This window comes from Paenibacillus sp. 01T424 (assembly GCF_056398745.1).
In genome coordinates this window covers 55,419-77,754 of the sequence record NZ_JBFTPZ010000034.1, presented here as the reverse complement: position 1 = coordinate 77,754, position 22,336 = coordinate 55,419, and the positions used below count along the sequence as shown (strand labels likewise).

The following is a 22,336-nucleotide window of genomic DNA, read 5'->3' as shown; positions in this document are numbered from 1 at the left end:
CCAGCGTTCGTCCTGAGCCAGGATCAAACTCTCCAAATTGGTGTTTGAAATGCTCATTACTTTTTTATCGCTTTTTTCGCTTATCCCGAAGGATTTGCGAGGCAGTTATTACTCGTTGTTCAGTTTTCAAAGAGCAATCTTTTCTCTCTTGTCGACCGTGTATCTCGTTGGCGACCTAGATAATATATCATAGGCGCCTATGGCATTGCAAGTGTTTTTTTCATTATTTGCGAAAAACTTTTTGCATTAGCATTTCATACCTTCTTTTCACCTTTGCAGCTTGCCATAATGGCTTGTTTAAACAATATAACTTGCTACAACATATTATATAATTTCCTAACTTTCATTAATTATTCTTCTAATACAATAAAAAAAGTAAGTACAATGTTACGGTGAGAAGACTTCGTTTAGTCTCCTTATCGTTACACTGTACTTACTTAAAGTTTTGACGAATTCGCTTATCTGAGCACTTCTTTAATATGAAGATGCCTGTCTACGATTAAGTTTACAATGACACCTTCAATGGATACCCAAGGCCTAGTCGGATAATTACGATCCGAGAATACAATCTCTCCAATACGTTCATCGCTAAGCTTAACGACCGTCCCATTATGGAACTGAGTAGCCTTCTCTACAAATGTACGGACATAAGTAGGATCCAGCTTCCCGAAGGAATCGCTTTGGATTTGTTCCAATACGAGATACGGAGATGCAGCTTTCCTATATGCCTTGTTCAAAGTCATTGCATGAAATATATCAGCAATCGCTACGATCTTGGCGTACGGGTTTATCTTCGTCGCATCAATGCCGAGCGGATAACCTGTTCCATCAACCTTCTCATGATGCTGAAGCGCCGCCATCTTTACACCCTCATTAAGAGCAGATACATTCTTGAGCAATTGGTACCCAAGAACCGTATGACGCATCATTTCTTCTTTTTCTTCTGTTGATAATGTATTAGGCTTCGTCAAGATTGCTTTGTCAATTCGGACGTTGCCGATATCATGCAATAAACCGGCAAATGCAATTTGCATCCAATCCTTTTGAGGAAAGCCCGTCCACTGTGCAATTTGATAGGAGGTTAATGCAGACGTAATGCTGTTATGAAGCAAATAATCTTTCTCCAAAAATTGACGCGGTACAAAGGTCAGCAAGTTGTAGCTCTTTATGTGCTCCAGCATTTTTTCAAGCTGCTTGCGTACATCCATGATCGGCATGGCTTGACCCGCTGCAACAGTGTTAAATACTTGGCGTAAAACAATAATCATTTTGTCGTACTCTTCATGAAGGGGAGATGCGACTAATGCTGAACTCGGTTCTTGGCTTGCATCCTCATCGGTATCCTCTTTTGTCTTGCTCAAATCAATATTCGATTCAATCTCGACACTTGTGACGAGAAATGCTTGCAATATTTCTATTTCTTTAGGGGTAACGATCTTTCCCTTTTGAAATAAAACACTGCCAAGTGGGGTGAGGACATCTTCAATGATTTTGTCGCCTAATTTGAGATGTAATAATGTTACTGCTGCCACGAGAGTCCTCTCCCCTTGTGCCTGAATAGTAATTATGTACTCCCATAAATAAAGCAAACCTAGGCTGACCCGTCATGCGACGGAGTCAGCTGCGTCTGCTTTCATTTATTCTTGCGTCGTTTCGCCGCCATCTTGCTCTTCATTTTCATCTATAGCTTCATTCTCTTCACTGCGAGCAACACGTGTAACAGTCGCTACCGTATCATCTTCGCGTGTATTAATCAGCCTTACGCCTTGCGTATTCCGTCCCATCGTAGATATGCCTTCCATGCTGGTACGAATCATCGTGCCAGATGAAGTCATAATCATAAGATCCTCATCATTCTCAACCACTTTTAGTGAGACGATCGGTCCATTCTTATCGGTTACGTTAAGCGTCTTAATCCCTTTACCGCCACGGTTCTGAATACGATAATCGGCCACTGGTGTCCTCTTGCCGTAACCTTTGGAGGTAACGATCAGGATATCGTTATCCGGTACGATAACATCCATATCAATAACGGTATCTTCATCATCAAGCTGGATACCTTTCACGCCTGTAGCGGAACGTCCCATAGAACGGACATCCTGCTCAGAGTAACGTATGGACATGCCCTGCGCAGTTCCCATAATAATTTCCTGGTTACCGTCAGTCAGCTTAACGCCAATTAGATCATCGTCCTCACGAAGTGAGATTGCGATCAATCCGACTTTCCGAATGTTGACGTAGTCATCAAGCGGAGTCTTCTTCACAACCCCTTGCCTTGTAGCAAAGAACAAGTAATGTTCCGAATCAAATTCTTGTACAGGTATGACCGCATTGATTGTCTCACCCTGTTCAATTTGAATGAGGTTGATAATAGGCGTACCGCGTGCAGTACGGTTAAGATCAGGAATCTCATAGGCTTTCAGCTTATACACCTTACCTTTGTTCGTAAAGAACAGCAGGTAGTGATGCGTATTGGATACAAATAGATGCTCAACAAAGTCATCATCCTTAGTACCCATGCCGACAACGCCTTTGCCGCCGCGCTTCTGGCTGCGGTAAGTGCCAACCGGCAAACGCTTGATATAGCCCGTGTGAGTAATGGAGATGATAACATCCTCACGAGGAATAAGATCCTCATCGAGAATTTCCTCATCACTTGCCATTATCTCCGTACGACGCTCATCACCGAAACGATCCTTCAATTCAGCAAGCTCTGTGCTAATAATATCGAGCACAAGCTGCTCATCAGCTAGAATCGCTTTATATTCAGCAATTTTACGCATAAGTTCTGCATACTCTGCTTCTATTTTATCTCTTTCCAGACCAGTCAGGCGCTGCAAACGCATATCCAAAATCGCTTGCGCCTGCTCATGGCTGAGCGAGAATCTTGTAATTAAGCCTTCACGAGCTTGATCAGCTGTTTGGGAAGCGCGAATGAGTGCAATGACCTCATCCAAATGGTCAAGCGCTATTCGCAAGCCCTCCAAGATATGTGCGCGAGCTTCAGCCTTTTTGAGATCAAACTCCGTACGACGACGAATAACCTCGATCTGATGCTGTAAATAATGATAAAGCATATCGCGTATGTTAAGCGTCTTAGGCTCACCATTTACGAGTGCCAGCATGTTAATCCCAAAGTTGGATTGCAGCTGTGTATGCTTGTACAAATTATTAAGTACGATGCTCGGGTTAACATCACGACGAAGCTCAATGACTACGCGCATGCCGTTACGATCCGATTCATCTCGCAAATCAGTAATACCTTCAATTTTCTTCTCGCGAACGAGCTCGGCAATTTTCTCAACTAAACGAGCTTTAATGACTTGATAAGGCAGTTCATGCACAATGATGCGCGCTTTGCCGTTATTTTCTTCAATCGTCGCCCTTGCTCGCATTGTTACCGAACCGCGGCCTGTCAAATAAGCTTGACGAATCCCCATACGGCCCATTACAAAACCGGCTGTTGGAAAATCCGGACCTTTTATGTGTTCGATGAGTTCGAGTGGTGTAATGTCAGGATTAACAATAAGCGCCTGTACTCCATCGATAACCTCATTCAAGTTATGAGGTGGAATATTCGTAGCCATACCAACCGCTATCCCAGTAACCCCGTTTACGAGAAGGTTTGGATAACGTGCTGGCAATACAACTGGTTCCGACTCTTCACCGTCATAGTTAGGAATGAAATCAATCGTTTCCTTGTTGATATCGCGTAGCAACTCCATTGCCATCTTCGAAAGACGAGCTTCCGTATAACGCATGGCAGCTGCAGAGTCGCCATCAACTGAACCAAAGTTACCATGTCCATCTACGAGCATATAACGCATGGAGAAATCTTGTGCCATCCGTACCATCGACTCATAAACTGCGGAATCACCATGCGGGTGATACTTACCGATTACTTCTCCTACAATTCTCGCTGACTTCTTATGGGGCTTGTCCGGTGACATGCCCAGCTCAGACATCGCATACAAAATACGTCGATGCACTGGTTTAAGTCCATCCCTAACATCGGGAAGAGCGCGACTTACGATGATACTCATTGCGTAATCCATAAAGGAATCCCGCATCTCCGTACCAATATCTCGATCTCTTACAGACATACGTTGTTCTTCCGCCATGATTTACCTCCCTGACGCCATCTATAGCTACTCTTAAATCAACATAACTCTTATATTACTTTCTCAAAAAGCGAGCATATAAACCTTTTGCGCTCATGCTTTTGGAATTCCTGCGAAACTTTCGTCTTTACTTGCTAAAAATAGGTGAATTACCGCTCTCCATACATGAAAACCTGCCATAAAATAAACAGACCCAACTTTCATTATACCACTCAATCGAAAGTCTGTCTCCTGCATCATTTGAAATCGATGACCTGTAAAAGCAGCATTTTGAAAGGAGAAAAATCGTTGAGTATACAACGCGTTACGAGCAAATGGGCCAAAACAAAAGTCATGTTGAAATCTGACTATTTACGCTCTTATATGCCCCCAACAAAACTATTCGGACGCGGCAGCCTTCAGTCAATGCTTAGTGAATATGGTATGGTCTACGTCAAGCCGATAAACGGTACGTTCGGCAATGGCGTCATCCGCGTGGAGAGAACTACTGTACCTGCTCTCGGATATCGCTATCAGCTAGGGACAAAAATCTTGTTTTTCTCAACACTCGACCAGTTATACCATAAGCTAGCTCAACAAACGAAGAAGCGAAGCTATCTTGTTCAAAAAGGTATCCATTTGCTAAAACATCAAAAGCGGCGCTTCGATATTCGCGTTATGGTTCAGAAAAACCCTCATAACGAATGGGAGGCCACTGGCATTATCGGTAGACTCGCCCATCCTGCGAAAATAGTAACCAATTATCACAGCGGCGGGACTCCGATGGCTCTTGAGCGGCTCATGGGCGATCATGCTAATGCTTCAGAACTTGCTGCCTTCAAAAACAAATTAAGAAAAGTCAGCATTACGATTGCCAACCAGTTACAAGGTGCCTACCCCAATATAAAAGAGCTAGGCGTGGACATCGCAATTGATGCAAAACTGCATCCATGGATTTTGGAAGTCAATACACTACCCGACCCATTTATCTTTCGAAAGCTGCCTGACCAAAATGTTTTTCATAAAGTATATCGTTATGCAGTCGCCTATGGCCGATTTAAAAAAAGAAGCAGTCGTCCATAATGGGCGGCTGCTTCTTTACGAGATCCTTTATTTTAAACATCTAGATTCGTTACGTATCTAGCGTATTTTTGAATAAATTCGYGGCGCGGTTCAACGTTATCGCCCATAAGCGTGTCGAACACGATATCCGCTTCAATTGCATCCTCAATCGTTACCTGGAGCATCGTACGGCTTTCAGGATCCATCGTTGTCTCCCAAAGCTGAGTAGCGTTCATCTCTCCAAGACCTTTATAGCGCTGAACGTTTACTTTTACGCCTTCTCCAAATTCAGCCAAAATCTTCTCGCGTTCCTTCTCGGTTTGCGCGTAGCGAATGACCTTATTACGCTCGATCTTGAATAGAGGAGGCTGTGCAATATAAATATAGCCAGCGTCTATAATTTCACGCATATAGCGATAGAAGAACGTTAAGATGAGCGTACGAATATGAGCGCCATCGACATCCGCATCGGTCATAATGATGATTTTGTGATAACGTGCTTTAGTTAAATCGAAATCATCACTTATACCGGTGCCCATCGCTGTAATCATTGCCCGAATCTCAGCATTGCCAAGAATACGATCGAGACGCGCTTTTTCTACGTTCAAAATCTTACCGCGAAGCGGCAAAATGGCTTGGAAATGACGATCGCGGCCCTGCTTGGCAGATCCACCGGCAGAGTCACCTTCTACGATGTACAGTTCGCTGATCGATGCATCCTTGGATGAGCAGTCAGCAAGCTTACCAGGTAGAGAGCCAACTTCCAGAGCGCTCTTACGGCGAGTCAGCTCACGCGCTTTGCGCGCTGCTTCACGAGCACGAGCAGCAGATAGACCTTTTTCTACGATTTTGCGCGAAACAGAAGGATTCTCTTCTAGAAATTCCTGCAGCTTCTCAGCAAAAAATGATTCTACGATTCCGCGGACTTCGCTGTTGCCAAGCTTAGTCTTTGTTTGTCCCTCAAATTGCGGTTCCGGGATTTTGACAGAAATAATAGCCGTCAAGCCCTCACGCACATCATCGCCGGAGAAATTCGAATCATTATCCCTGATGAGATTTGATTTGCGGGCATAATCGTTAATAATACGCGTAAGTGCGCTCTTAAAGCCCGACTCATGCGTACCACCCTCATGTGTATTAATATTATTTGCGAAAGAGTATATATTCTCGGTGTAGCTGTCATTATACTGTAGAGCGACTTCTACTTGGATATGATCCTTCGAGCCTTCCACATAAATTGGCAGCTCATGCAAAGGTTCGCGATTGCGGTTCAAGTATTTTACAAACTCGATAATACCGCCCTCATATTTAAACGTATTGGATACGCCAGTACGCTCATCACTAAGCACAATTTCAATGCCTTTATTCAAAAACGCAAGCTCGCGAATACGCGATTGCAGCGTCTCATAGTCGTATACGGTCGTTTCCGTAAAAATTTCTGTATCAGGCTTAAATGTTACTTGAGTACCTGTTTCCGTTGTCTCGCCGACAATTTTAATATCATACTGCGGAGCACCCTTGCGGTACTCTTGCTGATAGATATTGCCTTCGCGTTTTACTTGAACAATGACAAGCTCGGACAGTGCGTTTACGACAGATACGCCGACCCCGTGCAAGCCGCCGGATACTTTATAGCCCTCTCCGCCGAACTTACCTCCCGCATGCAAAACAGTCATAACGACTTCTAGCGTCGATTTTTTCAGTTTCGCATTCTCTCCTACAGGGATACCGCGTCCATTATCGATAACCGTTACGCTGTTATTCTCATGCACGATAATTTCGATTTTTGAGCAATAACCGGCCAAAGCCTCGTCAATACTGTTATCAACAACCTCCCATACGAGATGGTGAAGACCTTTGCCACTAGTGGAGCCAATATACATCCCCGGACGTTTGCGTACCGCCTCTAAACCTTCCAAGACCTGTATCTGACTCTCGTCATACGTATGCTGTTCCAAAGACATGCAACTTCACTGCTCCTCTCAACTGCTGTTCCTGATCGCCTTCGCTCTAGCCGTTAGCCACAAACTGATGGGCTCTTTTCTTAAGCGTAGAGGATGAAATAGGCGAATAATATATTTTTTGCTTCGTTACAACGATCGATTTTGGCTCTTCCTCGCCTATCGTTTCAACGTCCTTACGCTTGCGTGCTCCCGCAACGAATTGCTTGGATAGTTTAGAGGATTGCTCGATAGAAATATCAAAGATGGCCACGAGCTCCGCAGCCCGAATTATTTTCTCGCCGCCCAAATGGATGTACATGTCCTCTTCCTCACCTCTCCTATTCGCAATTTAACGTGTCACTCGGCCGTCATGCACATGATAGATGCCGGCATCCTGAAGCCTGCTCACATTCACGCTTTCAAGGCCGGTCGTTGTAATAAAGGTTTGTACTTTGCTCTGAAATGTCTCAATAAGCTGTGTCTGACGGTTCTGATCAAGCTCTGACAGCACATCGTCAAGCAGCAAAATCGGATACTCACCGATTTCCTCGTTAATGAGTTCTATTTCTGCCAATTTTAAAGACAGGGCCGTTGTTCGCTGCTGCCCCTGTGAGCCGTAGACTTGCGCTTCTTTGCCGTTGATAAAAAACGCCAAATCATCGCGATGCGGACCCACGAGCGTAACACCTCTGCGAATCTCCTGATCTTTCACCTGTGTTAACTTTATCATAAATTGATCAAATAAAACAGATTCATCTTGCTGGGCATCTGTATCAAAAGAAGGACGGTAGTCAATCGTGAGCTGCTCAGTCCCGTTCGTTATGCCTGCATGTATTCGTTCTGCAAACGTTTGTAATTTATGTATAAAGTGTTTCCTTTTTTTCATGATTTTAACACCATGCTCTGCGAGCTGCTGATTCCACACCTCAAGCATCGTTTGATTTGCCCCCCCAGGATAGGAGGCTTTCAAAAAATTGTTGCGCTGCTGCAGCACTTTTCCATATTGCTGGAGTGTATACAAATAGCCGGGCTGTACTTGTCCGATTTCCATATCGAGAAACCGTCTTCGCACTCCCGGCGTTCCTTTTACAATTTCAAGATCCTCTGGCGCAAACATGACGACATTTACCGAACCGATGAAATCACTGAGCTTACGCTGCTCAAGTCCGTTTATTTTCGCTTTTTTTCCTTGCGCTGAGAAAAGGAGATCCAGCTTAATCGCTCCGTACTTCTTATCGACCTCACCAGTAATGCGAGCGGAGCTTTCTTGCCAGCCAATAAGCTCCTTATCCTTAGAGGTACGATGAGACTTCGTTAAAGCAAGTACGAATATAGCCTCTAGCAAATTAGTTTTGCCTTGAGCATTTTGCCCAAGAAAAATATTGACCTTATTCGGCGTTTGCAAGTCAATCTCGCTGTAGTTCCGATAATTTTGCAGCTGTATGCTCGTTAAAAACACGTTTTGACCTCCCGGTCCGTTGGTGCGTTACTCTTTACCTACCGTAAAGACGCCGCAGCCTTCAACCTCTACTTTATCGCCAGCATACAATTTTCTTCCTCTGCGGTTATCCGCTTCTCCGTTAATAACGACAGTGTTTTCTTGAAGGAAAAACTTCGCATGACCGCCGGTTTGAATGCAATCAGAAAGCTTCAAAAATTGGCCCAGCGTTATATATTCCGTCTTGATGGCGATTTCTTTCATGAAAATAGGTCAGCCCTTTCTTGCTTATATTTGAGATTTAGCCCGTTGTTCTATAAGGCAAGATGACATACATGCTATATGCATGGTCCATAGGACGAATAATAATAGGGCTCATTGCGCCTGTAAAGCCAATAAACAATTGCTCGCTATCAATGACTTTAAGGACGTCTAGCATATATTTAGAGTTAAATGCGATTCGAAGAGGCTCACCGTTAAATTCTTTTGCTTCAAGCTGCTCCGTTACTCGTCCAAGCTCAGTCGAGCTGGATGAAATTTCAATCGTTCCATCTTCAAGCGTCATAAGGCGTACGATATTCGTTTTTTCCTCACGAGACATGAGGTAGGCACGATCAATCGCGTCCATCACATTTTTTGTATCAAGTACAAGTTCTGTTTTGAACGTTTGCGGAATAATTTTAGAAGTATCGGGATAAGTTCCATCAAGGATACGTGTATAAAATAATACATTTCCGAGTTTAAACAACACTTGGTTGTCTGTTACAACGATATCGACAAGAGCATTTTGCTCTGGAACGAGCTTGGATAGCTCAATTAGTGTTTTCGCTGAAATGACGACATTGCTGAATTTGAGCTGTGCTTCTGTTTCAACTTGTGCCGTACGGCTTGCTAGACGGTGGCGGTCCGTTGCTACAAATTTCAATTCCCCTTCAAGCAAGTTCCAAAGTACACCTGTCAAAATAGGCGTTTGTTCACTTGCTGAGGCTGCAAGCACAGTTTGACGAATCATTGCTTTTAATAGATCGCCAGGCATTTGCAATATATCGTTTTGTTCGATGGAAGGAAGTACTGGAAATTCTTCCGGATCAAGTCCCACCATTTGTATTTCAGTAGAGCCCGAACGGATCATCGTCTGGTAAGTATTGCTCACATCGATAACGACTTGCTCGGATGGGAGTTTTTTTACAATCTCCACGAAAAACTTTGCGGGCAAAACGACGCTTCCCGGTTTATCCACATGTGCAATAACGAATTGATCTCTTTCCACAGGGATGAAGCTTTGAATAGAGATATCGGTATCGCTTGCTGTAAGTGTTACCCCAAGATGAGTAACCTCAATTTTGATACCGCCGAGAATAGGTATAGCAGGACGTGAGGAAGCAGCTTTTGCTACTTGCTGTATCGCATCGTTTAATTCATTTTTTGAGATTGTTAATTTCATGATTTCACTCCTAGCGTTCTTATAAATTCATCCAAGTATGAGCTCTCACAAACGATTTTTTTTGAAAATGGCGTAATTTGGTTATGTTTTGATGATTTTGCGTTTATTTTTAAACGTTATACAAACCTTATACTTAACCGCGAAGCGAGCTTTTGCCTGTAAAGGCTGGCATCAGCCGTTTTGCCGTATTTGATGATGTTTTTTTAAAGATTTTTAGTAGTCGTAGTAGTAGGGGCACTGAATATGTGGATAACCCCTTGGAAGACCGATAAAGCAAGCCTATCCACATGTGCATAGCTTGTGCATAGGCTTGCTTAGTTGTTCACATATGATTTTTGATCTTTTCGGTCAGGTTTTGAATGATTTTGTACAGGTCCTGATCTATTTTAAGCTGCTGTGTAATTTTCTCATGTGCGTGGATAACGGTTGTATGGTCACGCCCGCCAAAAGCTTCGCCAATCTTCGGAAGCGAGAAATCGGTGAGCTCCCTGGATAGATACATTGCGATTTGCCTAGGATAGGCTACCGCCTTCGTTCGTTTCCGCGCTTTGAATTCCTCTAGCCGCAGCCCGTAGAACTCCCCAACCTTTGTCTGAATATCATGCATCGTAATCATTCTAGGTCTGCTGGAAGGAATGATATCCTTAAGCGCTTCTGCCGCCAAATGCGACGTAATGTCTGCATTTATCAAGGATGAATAGGCGACTACCCGAATAAGGGCACCCTCCAGTTCACGAATATTTGTATCGATTTGATTAGCGATATAGATCATCGCTTCGTTAGGAATATCTAGATTCTCAGCGCGTGCTTTCTTGCGCAGTATTGCAATCCGCGTCTCCAGATCTGGCGGCTGAATGTCGGTAATAAGTCCCCATTCAAAGCGAGAGCGAAGCCTTTCTTCCAGCGTAGGAATTTCCTTTGGAGGCCGGTCACTTGAAATGACAATTTGTTTCCGCTCCTCATGCAGCGCATTAAAGGTGTGGAAAAACTCTTCCTGCGTCTGTTCTTTTCCGGCTAGAAATTGAATATCGTCAATGAGCAGAACGTCGATATTGCGATACTTTGTACGGAAGCTTTCACCACGATTATCACGGATAGCGTTAATGAATTCGTTGGTGAATTTCTCAGACGAGATGTAAAGAACTTTCGTATTCGGGTTGTGATCCATGATGTAGTGGCCAATGGCATGCATTAAGTGGGTTTTGCCTAGCCCAACTCCACCGTATAAAAACAATGGATTGTAAGCTTTGGCCGGCGCTTCCGCTACGGCAAGCGATGCTGCATGCGCAAATCGGTTGTTAGCACCGATAACGAATGTATCAAACGTATACTTCGGGTTAAGCATATGAGTAGGTGTCGCTTCCTCATTCATGACAGGGGAATGCACCGCTTTCGGCGGGAACATATATGCGGGCTCCGCACCCTTCGGCTCCTCAATAGAGAAGCGAACATCAACTTGTCTGCCCAAAAACTCAAACAGTGTCGTTCTTATTAGCTTCGTATAACGGCCCTCCAGCCATTCGGCCGCAAATGTTGTCGGCGCTGTTACTTCAAGCATGGAATCATCAACAAAATTAGCTTTCGTTGCTTTGAACCAAGTGTCAAAGCTCGGTTTGCTCAATTTCGTCTGTATGATCGACAACACTTGCTGCCATAAATCATAGGTATGGCTGTCCACAGACTGTCACTCCTTATCCAAATCGCCACAAGTGGCGCAGTTGCAAGAAAAAATGTCGAAAACAAGGGTATTATAACGAAAGCATCCACATTATGAAGAGAAATAAGTGAATGAGTTATAAATAGGGGATGAGTTTGTTCACAATGTTATCCACAGGCTGTTGATAAAACTGAGGCAATATTGATCTAATCCACAGTGAAAACATAATTATCATAGCAAAAGATGCCTTATATTTCAACGAAATCGCATATTTTATCCACATTCTCAACTGCTTGTGCATAAAAGTTATCTACACCACTACATATTGTTTATATCTTGTTAAGATTTCGACAAAGTTCGTTTAACCCGCCTGTGGATTGTGCACATGTTATTAGTTTTTGATAAATGAAGTCAATTCATGCGTTTATCCACAGCTGACTTGAAATTATTTTTATCAACAAGAGGGTGCTGGAGCTGATCATTGACTTTTGGGGCTGGGCATGGTTTAATAAAAAAAGCGTTTTTTTAAATATAAGACGTTATAGGTGCATGCTTATAATGCTGCTTATATACACCGCGAAACGATGCTGCTCCGTCAAACTATGACGGCGAGAGCCGTTTACGCTTGATTGGAAACACGCAGTATAGGAGGTGCAGAACGATGAGACCTACATTTAGACCTAATGTAAGCAAACGCGCGAAAGTGCATGGATTCCGCAAACGGATGAGCACGAAGAACGGACGTAAAGTTTTGGCAGCGCGTCGTCAAAGAGGAAGAAAAGTACTGAGCGCATAAGCAGAAGACCACGTCCGGTGGTCTTTTTTTTTTGCTTGTGAGGATGAGGAGTGAGTGAGCAGCAGCTTAGGCTGCTCGCTTGCTGACTATACTTAGAAGATGAACAAGAGAACGGTGGCCAACAGTCGTGCATAGAAAATTGCGTCTTCGCAATCGTGAAGACTTCAGCCGGATTTATCGAGGCGGCAAATCGTTTGCGAATGGGCAATTCGTCGTCTATTGGTCGAAGCAACCATCGGCGGAACCATTTCGCCTCGGTGTATCGGCAAGTAAAAAAATAGGCAATGCGGTAGTACGTAATCGCATGCGCAGAATGATTAAAGAAATTGTTCGTCACCAAGCCAATCGAATCGTTCCCAGAACCGACTTCATACTAATAGTAAGAAAGCCTGCTACATTGATGAAGATGAAGGATATGGAGAAGAGCGTTCTTCATGTATTGAAGAAGGCCGGTTTGCTGAAAAGCACGAGTATTTCTAAAGAGAAGCAGGCAGATTAACGATATTTTGCCGGCTTGCTTCGCATGCCTAAAAAACGCGATACAGCATGCGCCAAGAAAGCGGATGCAAGGATAGTCTCGTTGTTTCTTTGTCCCATAAATTATGGTATAGTCTAGAATGAAAATATAAGATTGTATTAGTCATACAATGCCTGTATTTTTCCACGAAACATATGCTGCGCCGCAAGAGCACGGCTATTGCCGCTGACGCTTGATGTAATGGCTTTCAGAGAGGAGTTTTAAAGTTGTTGTTTTGGACAAAAAACAAGAAAATGATTTTAGTGTTCGGTCTTGTTCTGCTTATGGGTGTGCTGGCAGGATGCGGCGCTCCATCAACAGAGACAACCGAGACTGCTGATCTATTGAAGGGGAACTTCTGGGAGAAGAACGTCGTTTATTACTTTGCCTTAACGCTTGATACGTTCGCAGGCTGGTTTGGCGACTCCTACGGACTTGCGATATTGCTCCTGACGATCATTGTAAGAACATTGATTTTGCCGTTAACGCTAAAACAGTACCGCAGCTCCAAAGCTATGCAAGCGTTGCAGCCGCAAATGGCTGAAATTAAGAAAAAGCACAAAGACAATCCGCAAAAGCAGCAAGAAGAGACAATGAAGCTTTTCCAAACGCATAAGGTAAATCCGATGGCGGGCTGTTTGCCTCTAATTGTTCAAATGCCGATTTTTATCGCTTTGTACAATTCAATCTACAAAAACCCTGATATTCGTGAGCATACATTCCTGTGGCTTCAGCTTGGAGAGAAAGATCCGTATTACATTCTTCCTATTCTCGCTGCCGCTACAACGTTCATTCAGTCAAAGATGATGCAGAAGCAGCAAACACAAACAATGCCAGGTATGGGCATGATGCTGGCGATCTTCCCTGTGCTCATTTTTGTAATGGCACTTTCTTTCCCAGCGGCTCTTCCTTTGTACTGGGTTTACAGCAACATTTACACAATCATTCAAAACTACTTCCTATACGTTCGTTCATCTGACAAAGGTAAGGAGGCCCCTGCGAAATGAAGAAAATCATTGCATCGGGGAAAACGGTAGAAGATGCTGTACGTAACGGATTATTACAATTGCAAGTAACTGAAGACCGCGTTAAACAAGTTGTGCTTGAGCAGCCAACCAAAGGTTTCTTTGGACTGTTCGGCGCAAAGGAAGCGAAAGTTGAGCTTGAGCTTATTCCCGATCCCATGCTTGAAGCGGAGAATTTCCTCCGTGAAGTGGCTGGCACGATGGGATTGCAAGTAAACATCGATCGAAAGCAAACAAGAGACGGTATACATATTGCTGTAACAGGCAGTGGAGATCTTGGCATGCTGATTGGACGTCGCGGACAAACGTTGGATGCATTACAGTACTTGGTTAATATTGTGGCTAATCGTTATTCAGACAGTCATTTGCGTATCGTACTTGATGCAGAAGATTTTCGGGAGCGCCGCCGCAAAACGTTAGCGGATTTATCCGATCGTTTGGCGGGACGAGTTATCCGCACAAGGAAAGAAGTTGTCTTGGAGCCGATGTCGCCGCATGAGCGCAAAGTTATTCATTCGCAGTTGCAGAACCACCCTAAGGTGAAAACGTTTAGTAAAGGCGATGAGCCGAACCGGCGAGTCGTTATTGCATTAAGACAATAAGCTGTACATTATAAATGTATACGAATCAATACGCTATCCACAGCAATGGCTCATAATGGTCATTGCTGTTTTTCCATTTGAGAGGTGCTGACAGCAATGGTACATGATACGATAGCTGCCATTTCCACAGCAGTCGGAGAAGGCGGAATCGCAATAATTAGAGTAAGCGGACCTGAGGCAATTGCAGGTATCGCGAGTGTTTTTCGTTCGAAAATAAATCTAAATGATGCGGATACACATACGCTGCATTATGGTCATATTCTCGATCCGAGGTCTGGAGAAGAGGTTGAAGAAGTACTTGTTACGCTGATGAGAGGCCCCCGTTCGTTTACCGCGGAGGATGTTGTCGAAATTAACGCACATGGCGGCGTTATTGCTGTTAAAAAGGTGCTTGATGTCGTATTGCAGCTGGACGGCTATCGCACAGCGGAGCCAGGCGAGTTTACGAAGCGTGCCTTCCTGAATGGTCGAATCGATCTTATGCAGGCAGAGGCTGTTATCGATTTGATTCGATCCAAATCTGATCGAGCATTTTCCGTTGCCCGCAAACAAGCGGAGGGCGTTCTGTCGAAGCGGATTAAAGCTTTGCGGCAGACGGTCATTGAGCTGCTTGCCCATATAGAAGTGAACATCGATTATCCGGAGCATGACGTAGAGGAAATGACGAGCTCGTTTATTCGTGACCAATGCGATTCTGCTATTAATGAAATAGATCGTCTGTTAAAAACCGCAAACGAAGGCAAGATACTAAGAGAAGGTATTGTAACAGCAATCGTTGGGCGTCCCAATGTCGGTAAATCGTCTCTTATGAATGTACTGACGCAGGAGAATAAGGCTATCGTTACCGATATCCCAGGTACGACTCGTGATGTCATTGAACAATTTGTAGCGCTAAACGGAATTCCACTTCGACTGCTCGATACGGCTGGTATTCGTGAAACAACGGATGTTGTTGAGCGAATTGGGGTGGAGCGCTCTCGCAATGCGCTTGAAGAAGCGGATCTCATTTTGCTAGTGCTGAACTATAATGAGCCGTTGCAAGCTGATGATCGGGAGCTATTGTTGCAAATGAAGGGTCGCCCAGTCATTGCGATCATAAATAAGACTGACTTGCCGCGTCAATTAGAAATTGAGGTGGTGGAGGAGTCGATTCCGGTCGATTCCATCGTTAAAATGTCGGTTCTTGAGGAAGATGGGTTAGACCGCTTAGAGAAGACGATAAGCGAGATGTTTTTTGAAGGCCAGCTTGAATCAGGTGATCTGACATATGTGAGCAATGTTCGACATATTGCTTTATTGAAGCGGGCAAGGCAATCGCTAGTCGATGCAATAGAAGCATCTGATACAGGAATACCGATTGACCTCATTCAAATCGATGCCAGATCCGCGTGGGAGTCGCTTGGTGAAATTTTGGGTGATGAGGCTGGAGATTCATTGATCGATCAAATTTTCTCGCAGTTCTGCTTAGGGAAATAGATGGAAGTAGGCTTTTGCAGCCGATATGAATTAAACTTACAACATGTGGTTTTAATGAAGAAGTAAAGTTAGTTCGCTGCTAAAAAGTGATTTCGCAAATGAGGCAGAGTTTCCAGCTGTCTCTGTGATTTAAGATTAGCGCAGCTCTAAGTGTTAATTAAGGAAATAGAATATCGAGCAAATCATTATTCTATTCAGCATATAGGTTTCACTGAAATGATGGGGCATAAGAAAGTTTTCAATGAAAGCCTTCGGTTATGCTTACGAAGTGGTTTTCTGCGAAAACCTAAGATAATGCTTACGAAGTGGTTTTCTGCGAAAACCTAAGATAATGCTTACGAAGTGGTTTTCTACGAAAACCTAAGATAATGCTTACGAAGTGGTTTTCTACGAAAACCTTTAGGAGGGTAAAGGACAATGAGATATATAGCTGGTGAATATGACGTGATCGTCATTGGAGCGGGGCATGCAGGCTGTGAAGCTGCACTTGCGGCCGCACGTATGGGCTGCGAAACGCTGCTGCTTACAATAAATCTAGACATGGTTGCTTTTATGCCATGTAATCCATCTATCGGCGGACCGGCAAAAGGCCATGTGGTGCGTGAAATTGATGCGCTCGGCGGTGAGATGGGACGTAATATCGATAAAACGTTCATTCAAATGAGGATGCTTAATACAGGTAAAGGTCCAGCGGTGCATGCACTGCGTGCGCAAGCTGACAAGTTTGATTATCAGCATTTAATGAAAAAGACAATTGAAGAAACACCTCATTTGACTCTGAGACAAGGTATGGCTGAAGAGCTTATTGTTGAGGATGGTAAATGCTTAGGAATCGTTACAAAAACAGGCGCTGAGTATCGTGCAAAGACAACGGTTGTTACAACGGGCACCTATTTGCGCGGCAAAATTATTATGGGCGAGCTGATGTATGAGAGCGGACCAAATAATCAACAGCCGTCAGTCAGACTTTCGGCAAGCTTGAAGGAGCATGGTTTGGAGCTTGTACGTTTCAAGACAGGTACGCCTCCGCGTGTTCACAAAGATACGATTGATTTTTCGAAAACAGAAATTCAACCTGGCGACGACAAACCGAAGTTTTTCTCGCATGAGACGGAATCTTCCACAAACGAGCAATTGCCTTGCTGGTTAACATATACATCTGAAGCGACGCACAAAATTATCAATGACAATCTTCATCGTGCGCCAATGTTCTCAGGTGCAATTGAGGGAACGGGCCCAAGATATTGTCCTTCTATTGAAGATAAAATCGTCCGTTTTGCTGATAAGCCAAAACACCAAATCTTCTTAGAGCCAGAAGGTAAAAATACCTCTGAGTATTATGTACAAGGTCTCTCCACAAGTATGCCGGAAGATGTACAGCTTGGTATTTTACGTTCTATACCAGGTTTGGAAAAAGTTGAGATGATGCGTAACGGATATGCGATCGAATATGATGCGGTAGTTCCTACACAGCTGTGGCCATCTTTGGAGACAAAGGTGATTGACGGTTTATTCACAGCTGGACAAATAAACGGAACTTCTGGTTATGAGGAAGCAGCGGGACAAGGCGTTATGGCTGGCATTAATGCTGCACGCAAAGTACAAGGGAAAGAACCGATTATTATCGGTCGTGCAGATGGCTATATCGGTGTAATGATCGACGATCTTGTTACGAAGGGGACGAACGATCCTTATCGTTTGCTCACTTCAAGAGCGGAATATCGATTGCTGCTTCGCCACGACAATGCAGATTATCGTCTAACGCCAACTGGCTACGAAATCGGTCTTATTTCGGAAGAACGTTACAATAAATTTTTGCGTAAAAAAGAATTGGTTGAAATGGATATTGAACGTCTACGCGGAACTAAAGTAAAACCTGATCAAGCAAATGAAATGCTGATAGCAGCGGGTACAGCGCCAATGGAGCATGGCACTGATGCGTTATCGTTGCTTCGTCGACCGGAAGTTACTTATGCGATGCTGGAAACGGTTGTACCTTCCGTTCCAGAAATGACAGAGGAAATGAAGGAACAGGTTGAAATTCAAATTAAATATGCAGGTTATATTGAGAAGCAGCTTGTGCAAGTAGCACGTTTGAACAAAATGGAGAAAAAACGTATTCCTGATGACATTGATTATAGTGATGTTCGCAGCTTAGCATCTGAAGCGAAGCAAAAGCTTTCTGTTATCAGACCGCTATCTATTGGTCAAGCGTCAAGGATTGCCGGTGTTACACCAGCTGATATTTCTATACTGCTTGTTTACTTGGAACATTACAACCGTGTTACTGCAGCGAGAGGATCATAATATGGACGAAACTTTAAAATGGTTTACAAAACGAATGGAGGAGAGCGGCATTCCGCTTTCTCCCTTTCAGCTTAAACAGTTCGAAACTTATTATCGCCTGCTCGTTGAGTGGAATGAGAAAATGAATTTGACCGGCATTACCGAACGAGATGCTGTATACGAGAAACATTTTTATGATTCCGTATCGCTTTCTTTTTATACGAAGATGGACAGTGTTCGTAAGCTTGCTGATATAGGCTCAGGAGCGGGTTTTCCTAGTATTCCTTTGAAAATTTGTTTTCCTCATTTGCAAATCATGATTGTTGATTCTTTGAATAAAAGAATACAATTCCTAACGCATCTGAAAGAGCAGCTTGGTTTAGATCAGGTTTTATGCTTGCATGGCCGGGCTGAAGATATTGCACAATTGCCAGACCACCGTGACAAGTATGATTTAGTAACGGCAAGGGCAGTTGCGAGATTAAATGTATTAAATGAATTTTGTTTGCCCTTCGTAAAAAAAGGTGGATTGTTTGCTGCTATGAAAGGCTCGCAATCGGATGAAGAAGTTCGGGAGGCAGCTTTAAGCCTAAGAGAGCTCAAAGGAAAAATTAAATCACAGCATCAGTTATCACTTCCAAACGAGCAATCAGAGCGACATATTGTTTTAATAGAGAAGCTAGATGCTACTCCGCGTAAATACCCTAGAAAAGCAGGCACTCCACTAAAACAGCCACTTATGTAGCTGGCATCTAATGTTCCACGTGAAACATTTTGCAAATGGTTACTTGGGGAAAAGAACTTCCATTTTCTTATAACAATTATTTGTTCTAAAATGATGTCAAGCAGGAGATCGTCCAGTGATAGTCGAATTATTATAGTAGATGAAGAGACTGGACGATACCGTTACATAGACGAACCAATAAACGTCTTCATAAGACACATTGAAGTTCGTATCACGGGCAAATATAAGCATCGTATCAAGCTTTACAGCCATACCTGATTATATTTTAACTGAAGCCTCTCCTATCATTTCCGAATGAATTTTGTTATGGATGTTCGCCGTGCAGTTGACGATTATTACCTGAGAGAGGTTCTAGTAACCGAAATAATCCAATTGGCAATGAACCAATCTTACTGCTGAAGCGTATTTATTGCAAAAACCTTGTAATTGCTTTTTAATAGAATGGAGACATTTTCCTAGTTTACTAGTGTTAATGCTGACATTTTGTGTGAAACGCATGCTTCCCATTACTATGATGGGGGTTATGGTTTCTTTTGAAGTGATTAAAAACAAGGTTTATCTCATGATCGGGTGGTAATTATCGATATGAAAGAACAATTTTCTCGATTGTTCGGCCTGTCCGAGCAGCGCATACCGCAAGAAGAAGTTCGGCAAATACCGATTCAAGAAATCGACGCAAGCCCATTTCAGCCGCGGACGATTTTTGATGATGACCGAATTGAAGAATTATGTCAAACGATAAAAACGCATGGTGTTATTCAGCCTATCGTTGTTCGTATGCGTAATGGAAGATATGAAATCATAGCAGGGGAACGTCGCTGGCGTGCTGTTACTAAGCTAGGTTACGATACGATCCCTGGTATTGTTCGTGAATTCAACGATTCACAAACAGCTTCCATTGCATTAATTGAGAATCTTCAAAGAGAAGGTTTATCAGCAATTGAGGAAGCGATAGCTTATCAAAAATTAATCGAGCTTCATCAATTAACACAGGAAAGCTTGGCTCAGCGTCTAGGGAAAAGTCAATCGACGATTGCCAATAAATTAAGATTGTTAATGTTGAATGATACGATTAAGATGGCTTTAATGGAACGGAAAATTACGGAACGACATGCAAGGGCTTTGTTGTCGCTCGATAATGAAGAGTTGCAGCTTAAAGTATTAGATGAAATCATAACTAAAGATTTGAATGTTAAGCAGACTGAGGTTAGAATCGCTTTCCTAAAAGAGTCAACCAAACTCAAGAAAGCGAAACGTATTTCTTTTACTAAGGACGTACGTCTGGCCCTTAATACAATCAGACAATCCATTGAAATGGTTTCTGGATCTGGATTGCAAATTAAGACGAATGAAAAGGATCATGAAGATCATTATGAAATTACGATCCAGATCCCTAAAAGATAGAGTTATATCTTAAAATAGTATAATTTAATGCTTATTTGTGCCGTCCTCACTGAGGGCGGCGATGCCATTTGTAGCTAGTTTTTTATTAAATGTGCTGTACATGTATGATTCATGATAATTAACTAGTTTTATGTTATTAGCATTTTTACGTTAATGGATCTTAAGAAAATAGCACATAAAAGTTGTACACATAGAGGTGAGCCGGTTTTGTCGAAGATAATTGCAATAGCCAACCAGAAGGGCGGTGTCGGAAAAACGACAACGTCTGTCAATTTAGCTGCCTGTCTTGCATCACTTGGTAAAAAAGTGCTGCTAGTTGATATTGATCCACAAGGGAATACAACAAGTGGTCTCGGTATTAACAAAGGGGACGTAACGAATTGTATTTACGATGTGCTTATTAATGAAGTCCATCCAAAAGATGCAATGTTTGAGACGGCTGTTCCAGGTCTGAAAATCATTCCAGCAACGATTCAATTGGCTGGTGCCGAAATCGAATTAGTGCCGACGATATCAAGAGAGCTGCGTTTGAAAAAGTCTTTGCATATGGTTAAGGATGATTTCGATTATGTGCTTATTGATTGTCCTCCGTCACTTGGGATATTAACGATAAATTCGTTAACCGCAGCTGATTCTGTTCTTATTCCTATTCAGTGCGAATATTATGCTCTTGAAGGTTTGAGTCAACTGCTTAATACGGTTCGACTCGTTCAAAAGCATTTAAATACATCGCTTCAAATTGAGGGTGTTCTTCTGACCATGCTTGATGCGAGAACGAATTTGGGAATTCAAGTTATTGAAGAAGTGAAAAAGTATTTCCAACAAAAAGTGTATCAAACGATTATTCCACGTAATGTACGTTTAAGTGAAGCGCCATCACATGGACAAGCTATTATCACATACGACCCGCGTTCTAAAGGTGCAGAAGTTTATCTTGAACTCGCAAAGGAAGTGATTATGTATGAGCAAGCGGCTAGGTAGAGGGCTGGATGCGCTTATCCCATCGCTTTCTGTGAATGACGATGATAAAGTGATTGAAATTACCTTATCCCAACTAAGGCCTAATCCGTATCAACCTAGGAAAACATTTGATGAGGATTCGATTAAAGAATTAGCAGAATCCATTAAGCAGCATGGCATCATTCAACCTATTATTGTTCGTACTGTATTGAAAGGTTACGAAATCATAGCAGGTGAAAGACGTTTCCGTGCTTCACAATATTGTGGAAATGCGACTATACCTGCTGTAGTAAGATCGTTTACTGATCAACAGGTTATGGAGATTGCTTTAATTGAGAACCTACAGCGCGAGGATTTGAATGCAATTGAAGTTGCAATTGCTTATCAGGCGCTTATCGATAAGTTCAAGCTTACGCAAGAAGAGTTGTCCATGAAGGTCGGAAAGTCCCGTTCTCATATTGCCAACTTCGTTCGGTTGCTTTCGTTGCCAACTGAAATAAAAGATAATGTTTCACGTGGAACAATTTCTATGGGTCACGCAAGAGCGTTGGTCGGCATTAAAGATGATAAGGTGCAAAAGGAATTAGCAGATCTTACCGTTTCTCAAGAGTGGAGTGTCCGCGAGCTTGAAGAGGCGATTCAGAAGCTTGATTCTAAGCAGCCGGAAGATACAGCGAAGCCGAATCAGAAAAAACGCGATCCGTATATTGACCATTTAGAGGAGTCGCTTCGTGAACGATTTAAAACGACAGTGAAAATTAAACAGCAAAAAGATAAAGGCAAAATTGAGCTACAATACTATAGTAAACAGGATTTGGAACGTTTGCTAGAATTGCTTCAATACATGGCATAGACTATACCAAACAATGGCATACCTTAGT

At 43.0% G+C, this 22,336-nt stretch carries 19 protein-coding genes; 11 read left to right on the top strand and 8 right to left on the bottom strand.

From position 1 onward, the window contains the following. Positions 1-458: 458 nt before the first annotated feature. Positions 459-1,532: an HD-GYP domain-containing protein gene (locus AC1DPK_RS23685; protein ID WP_477511814.1), complete on the bottom strand. Its 1,074-nt coding sequence runs from the start codon at positions 1,530-1,532 to the stop codon at positions 459-461. Positions 1,533-1,637: 105 nt separating this feature from the next. Next, positions 1,638-4,121, bottom strand: a complete 2,484-nt coding sequence (gene gyrA / locus AC1DPK_RS23680) for a DNA gyrase subunit A (RefSeq protein ID WP_477511813.1) — start codon at positions 4,119-4,121, stop codon at positions 1,638-1,640. Positions 4,122-4,409: 288 nt separating this feature from the next. On the opposite strand from gyrA, the gene AC1DPK_RS23675 reads away from it, so the two are divergent. After that, on the top strand, positions 4,410-5,183 hold the full coding sequence (locus tag AC1DPK_RS23675; protein ID WP_441878046.1) for a YheC/YheD family protein: 774 nt from the start codon (positions 4,410-4,412) through the stop codon (positions 5,181-5,183). Between the two features lie 32 nt (positions 5,184-5,215). Here AC1DPK_RS23675 and gyrB read toward each other — a convergent pair whose 3' ends face one another. The 6 genes from gyrB to dnaA form a co-directional block, all read right to left on the bottom strand. Next, positions 5,216-7,126: a DNA topoisomerase (ATP-hydrolyzing) subunit B gene (gene gyrB, locus AC1DPK_RS23670; RefSeq protein WP_477511812.1), complete on the bottom strand. Its 1,911-nt coding sequence runs from the start codon at positions 7,124-7,126 to the stop codon at positions 5,216-5,218. A 46-nt stretch (positions 7,127-7,172) separates the two neighbouring features. Next, entirely contained in the window at positions 7,173-7,424 is a 252-nt protein-coding gene (gene remB, locus AC1DPK_RS23665) for an extracellular matrix regulator RemB (protein WP_054025778.1), read from the bottom strand. A 30-nt stretch (positions 7,425-7,454) separates the two neighbouring features. Then, positions 7,455-8,564, bottom strand: coding sequence for a DNA replication/repair protein RecF (gene recF / locus AC1DPK_RS23660; protein ID WP_477511811.1), 1,110 nt, complete (start codon positions 8,562-8,564; stop codon positions 7,455-7,457). A 27-nt stretch (positions 8,565-8,591) separates the two neighbouring features. Beyond that, a complete protein-coding gene (yaaA, locus tag AC1DPK_RS23655) occupies positions 8,592-8,807 on the bottom strand; it encodes a S4 domain-containing protein YaaA (protein WP_076266597.1) in 216 nt (71 codons plus the stop codon). Positions 8,808-8,844: 37 nt separating this feature from the next. Further along, on the bottom strand, positions 8,845-9,987 hold the full coding sequence (dnaN, locus tag AC1DPK_RS23650; RefSeq protein WP_076266596.1) for a DNA polymerase III subunit beta: 1,143 nt from the start codon (positions 9,985-9,987) through the stop codon (positions 8,845-8,847). 322 nt (positions 9,988-10,309) lie between these two features. Next, entirely contained in the window at positions 10,310-11,665 is a 1,356-nt protein-coding gene (gene dnaA, locus AC1DPK_RS23645) for a chromosomal replication initiator protein DnaA (protein WP_076266595.1), read from the bottom strand. Positions 11,666-12,305: 640 nt separating this feature from the next. On the opposite strand from dnaA, the gene rpmH reads away from it, so the two are divergent. From rpmH to AC1DPK_RS23595, 10 genes are all read left to right on the top strand, one after another. Then, positions 12,306-12,440 carry a 50S ribosomal protein L34 gene (gene rpmH, locus AC1DPK_RS23640; protein WP_054025773.1) on the top strand — a complete coding sequence of 45 codons (135 nt, stop codon included), beginning with the start codon at positions 12,306-12,308 and terminating at the stop codon, positions 12,438-12,440. Positions 12,441-12,567: 127 nt separating this feature from the next. Beyond that, positions 12,568-12,939, top strand: coding sequence for a ribonuclease P protein component (gene rnpA, locus AC1DPK_RS23635; protein ID WP_076266594.1), 372 nt, complete (start codon positions 12,568-12,570; stop codon positions 12,937-12,939). 272 nt (positions 12,940-13,211) lie between these two features. Further along, on the top strand, positions 13,212-13,964 hold the full coding sequence (locus tag AC1DPK_RS23630; RefSeq protein ID WP_441878478.1) for a YidC/Oxa1 family membrane protein insertase: 753 nt from the start codon (positions 13,212-13,214) through the stop codon (positions 13,962-13,964). Next, on the top strand, positions 13,961-14,584 hold the full coding sequence (gene jag, locus AC1DPK_RS23625; RefSeq protein WP_076266593.1) for an RNA-binding cell elongation regulator Jag/EloR: 624 nt from the start codon (positions 13,961-13,963) through the stop codon (positions 14,582-14,584). Before AC1DPK_RS23630 ends, jag begins: the two co-directional genes overlap by 4 nt. 96 nt (positions 14,585-14,680) lie before the next feature. Further along, positions 14,681-16,060 (top strand): tRNA uridine-5-carboxymethylaminomethyl(34) synthesis GTPase MnmE, encoded by a 1,380-nt coding sequence (gene mnmE / locus AC1DPK_RS23620; protein ID WP_339205832.1) that lies wholly within the window; start codon positions 14,681-14,683, stop codon positions 16,058-16,060. A 417-nt stretch (positions 16,061-16,477) separates the two neighbouring features. Next, complete coding sequence (mnmG, locus tag AC1DPK_RS23615; RefSeq protein WP_076266591.1) at positions 16,478-18,367, top strand: tRNA uridine-5-carboxymethylaminomethyl(34) synthesis enzyme MnmG; 1,890 nt, start codon at positions 16,478-16,480, stop codon at positions 18,365-18,367. Position 18,368: 1 nt separating this feature from the next. Continuing rightward, positions 18,369-19,091, top strand: a complete 723-nt coding sequence (rsmG, locus tag AC1DPK_RS23610) for a 16S rRNA (guanine(527)-N(7))-methyltransferase RsmG (RefSeq protein ID WP_477511810.1) — start codon at positions 18,369-18,371, stop codon at positions 19,089-19,091. A gap of 585 nt (positions 19,092-19,676) precedes the next feature. Further along, positions 19,677-20,495: a nucleoid occlusion protein gene (noc, locus tag AC1DPK_RS23605; RefSeq protein WP_076266589.1), complete on the top strand. Its 819-nt coding sequence runs from the start codon at positions 19,677-19,679 to the stop codon at positions 20,493-20,495. Between the two features lie 207 nt (positions 20,496-20,702). Beyond that, positions 20,703-21,476 (top strand): ParA family protein, encoded by a 774-nt coding sequence (locus AC1DPK_RS23600; protein WP_076266588.1) that lies wholly within the window; start codon positions 20,703-20,705, stop codon positions 21,474-21,476. After that, positions 21,457-22,308 carry a ParB/RepB/Spo0J family partition protein gene (locus AC1DPK_RS23595; protein ID WP_441878064.1) on the top strand — a complete coding sequence of 284 codons (852 nt, stop codon included), beginning with the start codon at positions 21,457-21,459 and terminating at the stop codon, positions 22,306-22,308. Before AC1DPK_RS23600 ends, AC1DPK_RS23595 begins: the two co-directional genes overlap by 20 nt. The last annotated feature ends 28 nt before the right edge of the window (positions 22,309-22,336 follow it).

Bases quoted from the DNA above. Each gene is read 5' to 3' on its own strand.
- gyrA (WP_477511813.1), bottom strand. From the start codon at position 4,121: ATGGCGGAAGAACAACGTATGTCTGTAAGAGATCGAGATATTGGTACG.
- remB (WP_054025778.1), bottom strand. From the start codon at position 7,424: ATGTACATCCATTTGGGCGGCGAGAAAATAATTCGGGCTGCGGAGCTC.
- yaaA (WP_076266597.1), bottom strand. From the start codon at position 8,807: ATGAAAGAAATCGCCATCAAGACGGAATATATAACGCTGGGCCAATTT.
- dnaN (WP_076266596.1), bottom strand. From the start codon at position 9,987: ATGAAATTAACAATCTCAAAAAATGAATTAAACGATGCGATACAGCAA.
- rpmH (WP_054025773.1), top strand. From the start codon at position 12,306: ATGAGACCTACATTTAGACCTAATGTAAGCAAACGCGCGAAAGTGCAT.
- AC1DPK_RS23630 (WP_441878478.1), top strand. From the start codon at position 13,212: ATGATTTTAGTGTTCGGTCTTGTTCTGCTTATGGGTGTGCTGGCAGGA.
- jag (WP_076266593.1), top strand. From the start codon at position 13,961: ATGAAGAAAATCATTGCATCGGGGAAAACGGTAGAAGATGCTGTACGT.
- mnmE (WP_339205832.1), top strand. From the start codon at position 14,681: ATGGTACATGATACGATAGCTGCCATTTCCACAGCAGTCGGAGAAGGC.
- mnmG (WP_076266591.1), top strand. From the start codon at position 16,478: ATGAGATATATAGCTGGTGAATATGACGTGATCGTCATTGGAGCGGGG.
- rsmG (WP_477511810.1), top strand. From the start codon at position 18,369: ATGGACGAAACTTTAAAATGGTTTACAAAACGAATGGAGGAGAGCGGC.
- noc (WP_076266589.1), top strand. From the start codon at position 19,677: ATGAAAGAACAATTTTCTCGATTGTTCGGCCTGTCCGAGCAGCGCATA.
- AC1DPK_RS23595 (WP_441878064.1), top strand. From the start codon at position 21,457: ATGAGCAAGCGGCTAGGTAGAGGGCTGGATGCGCTTATCCCATCGCTT.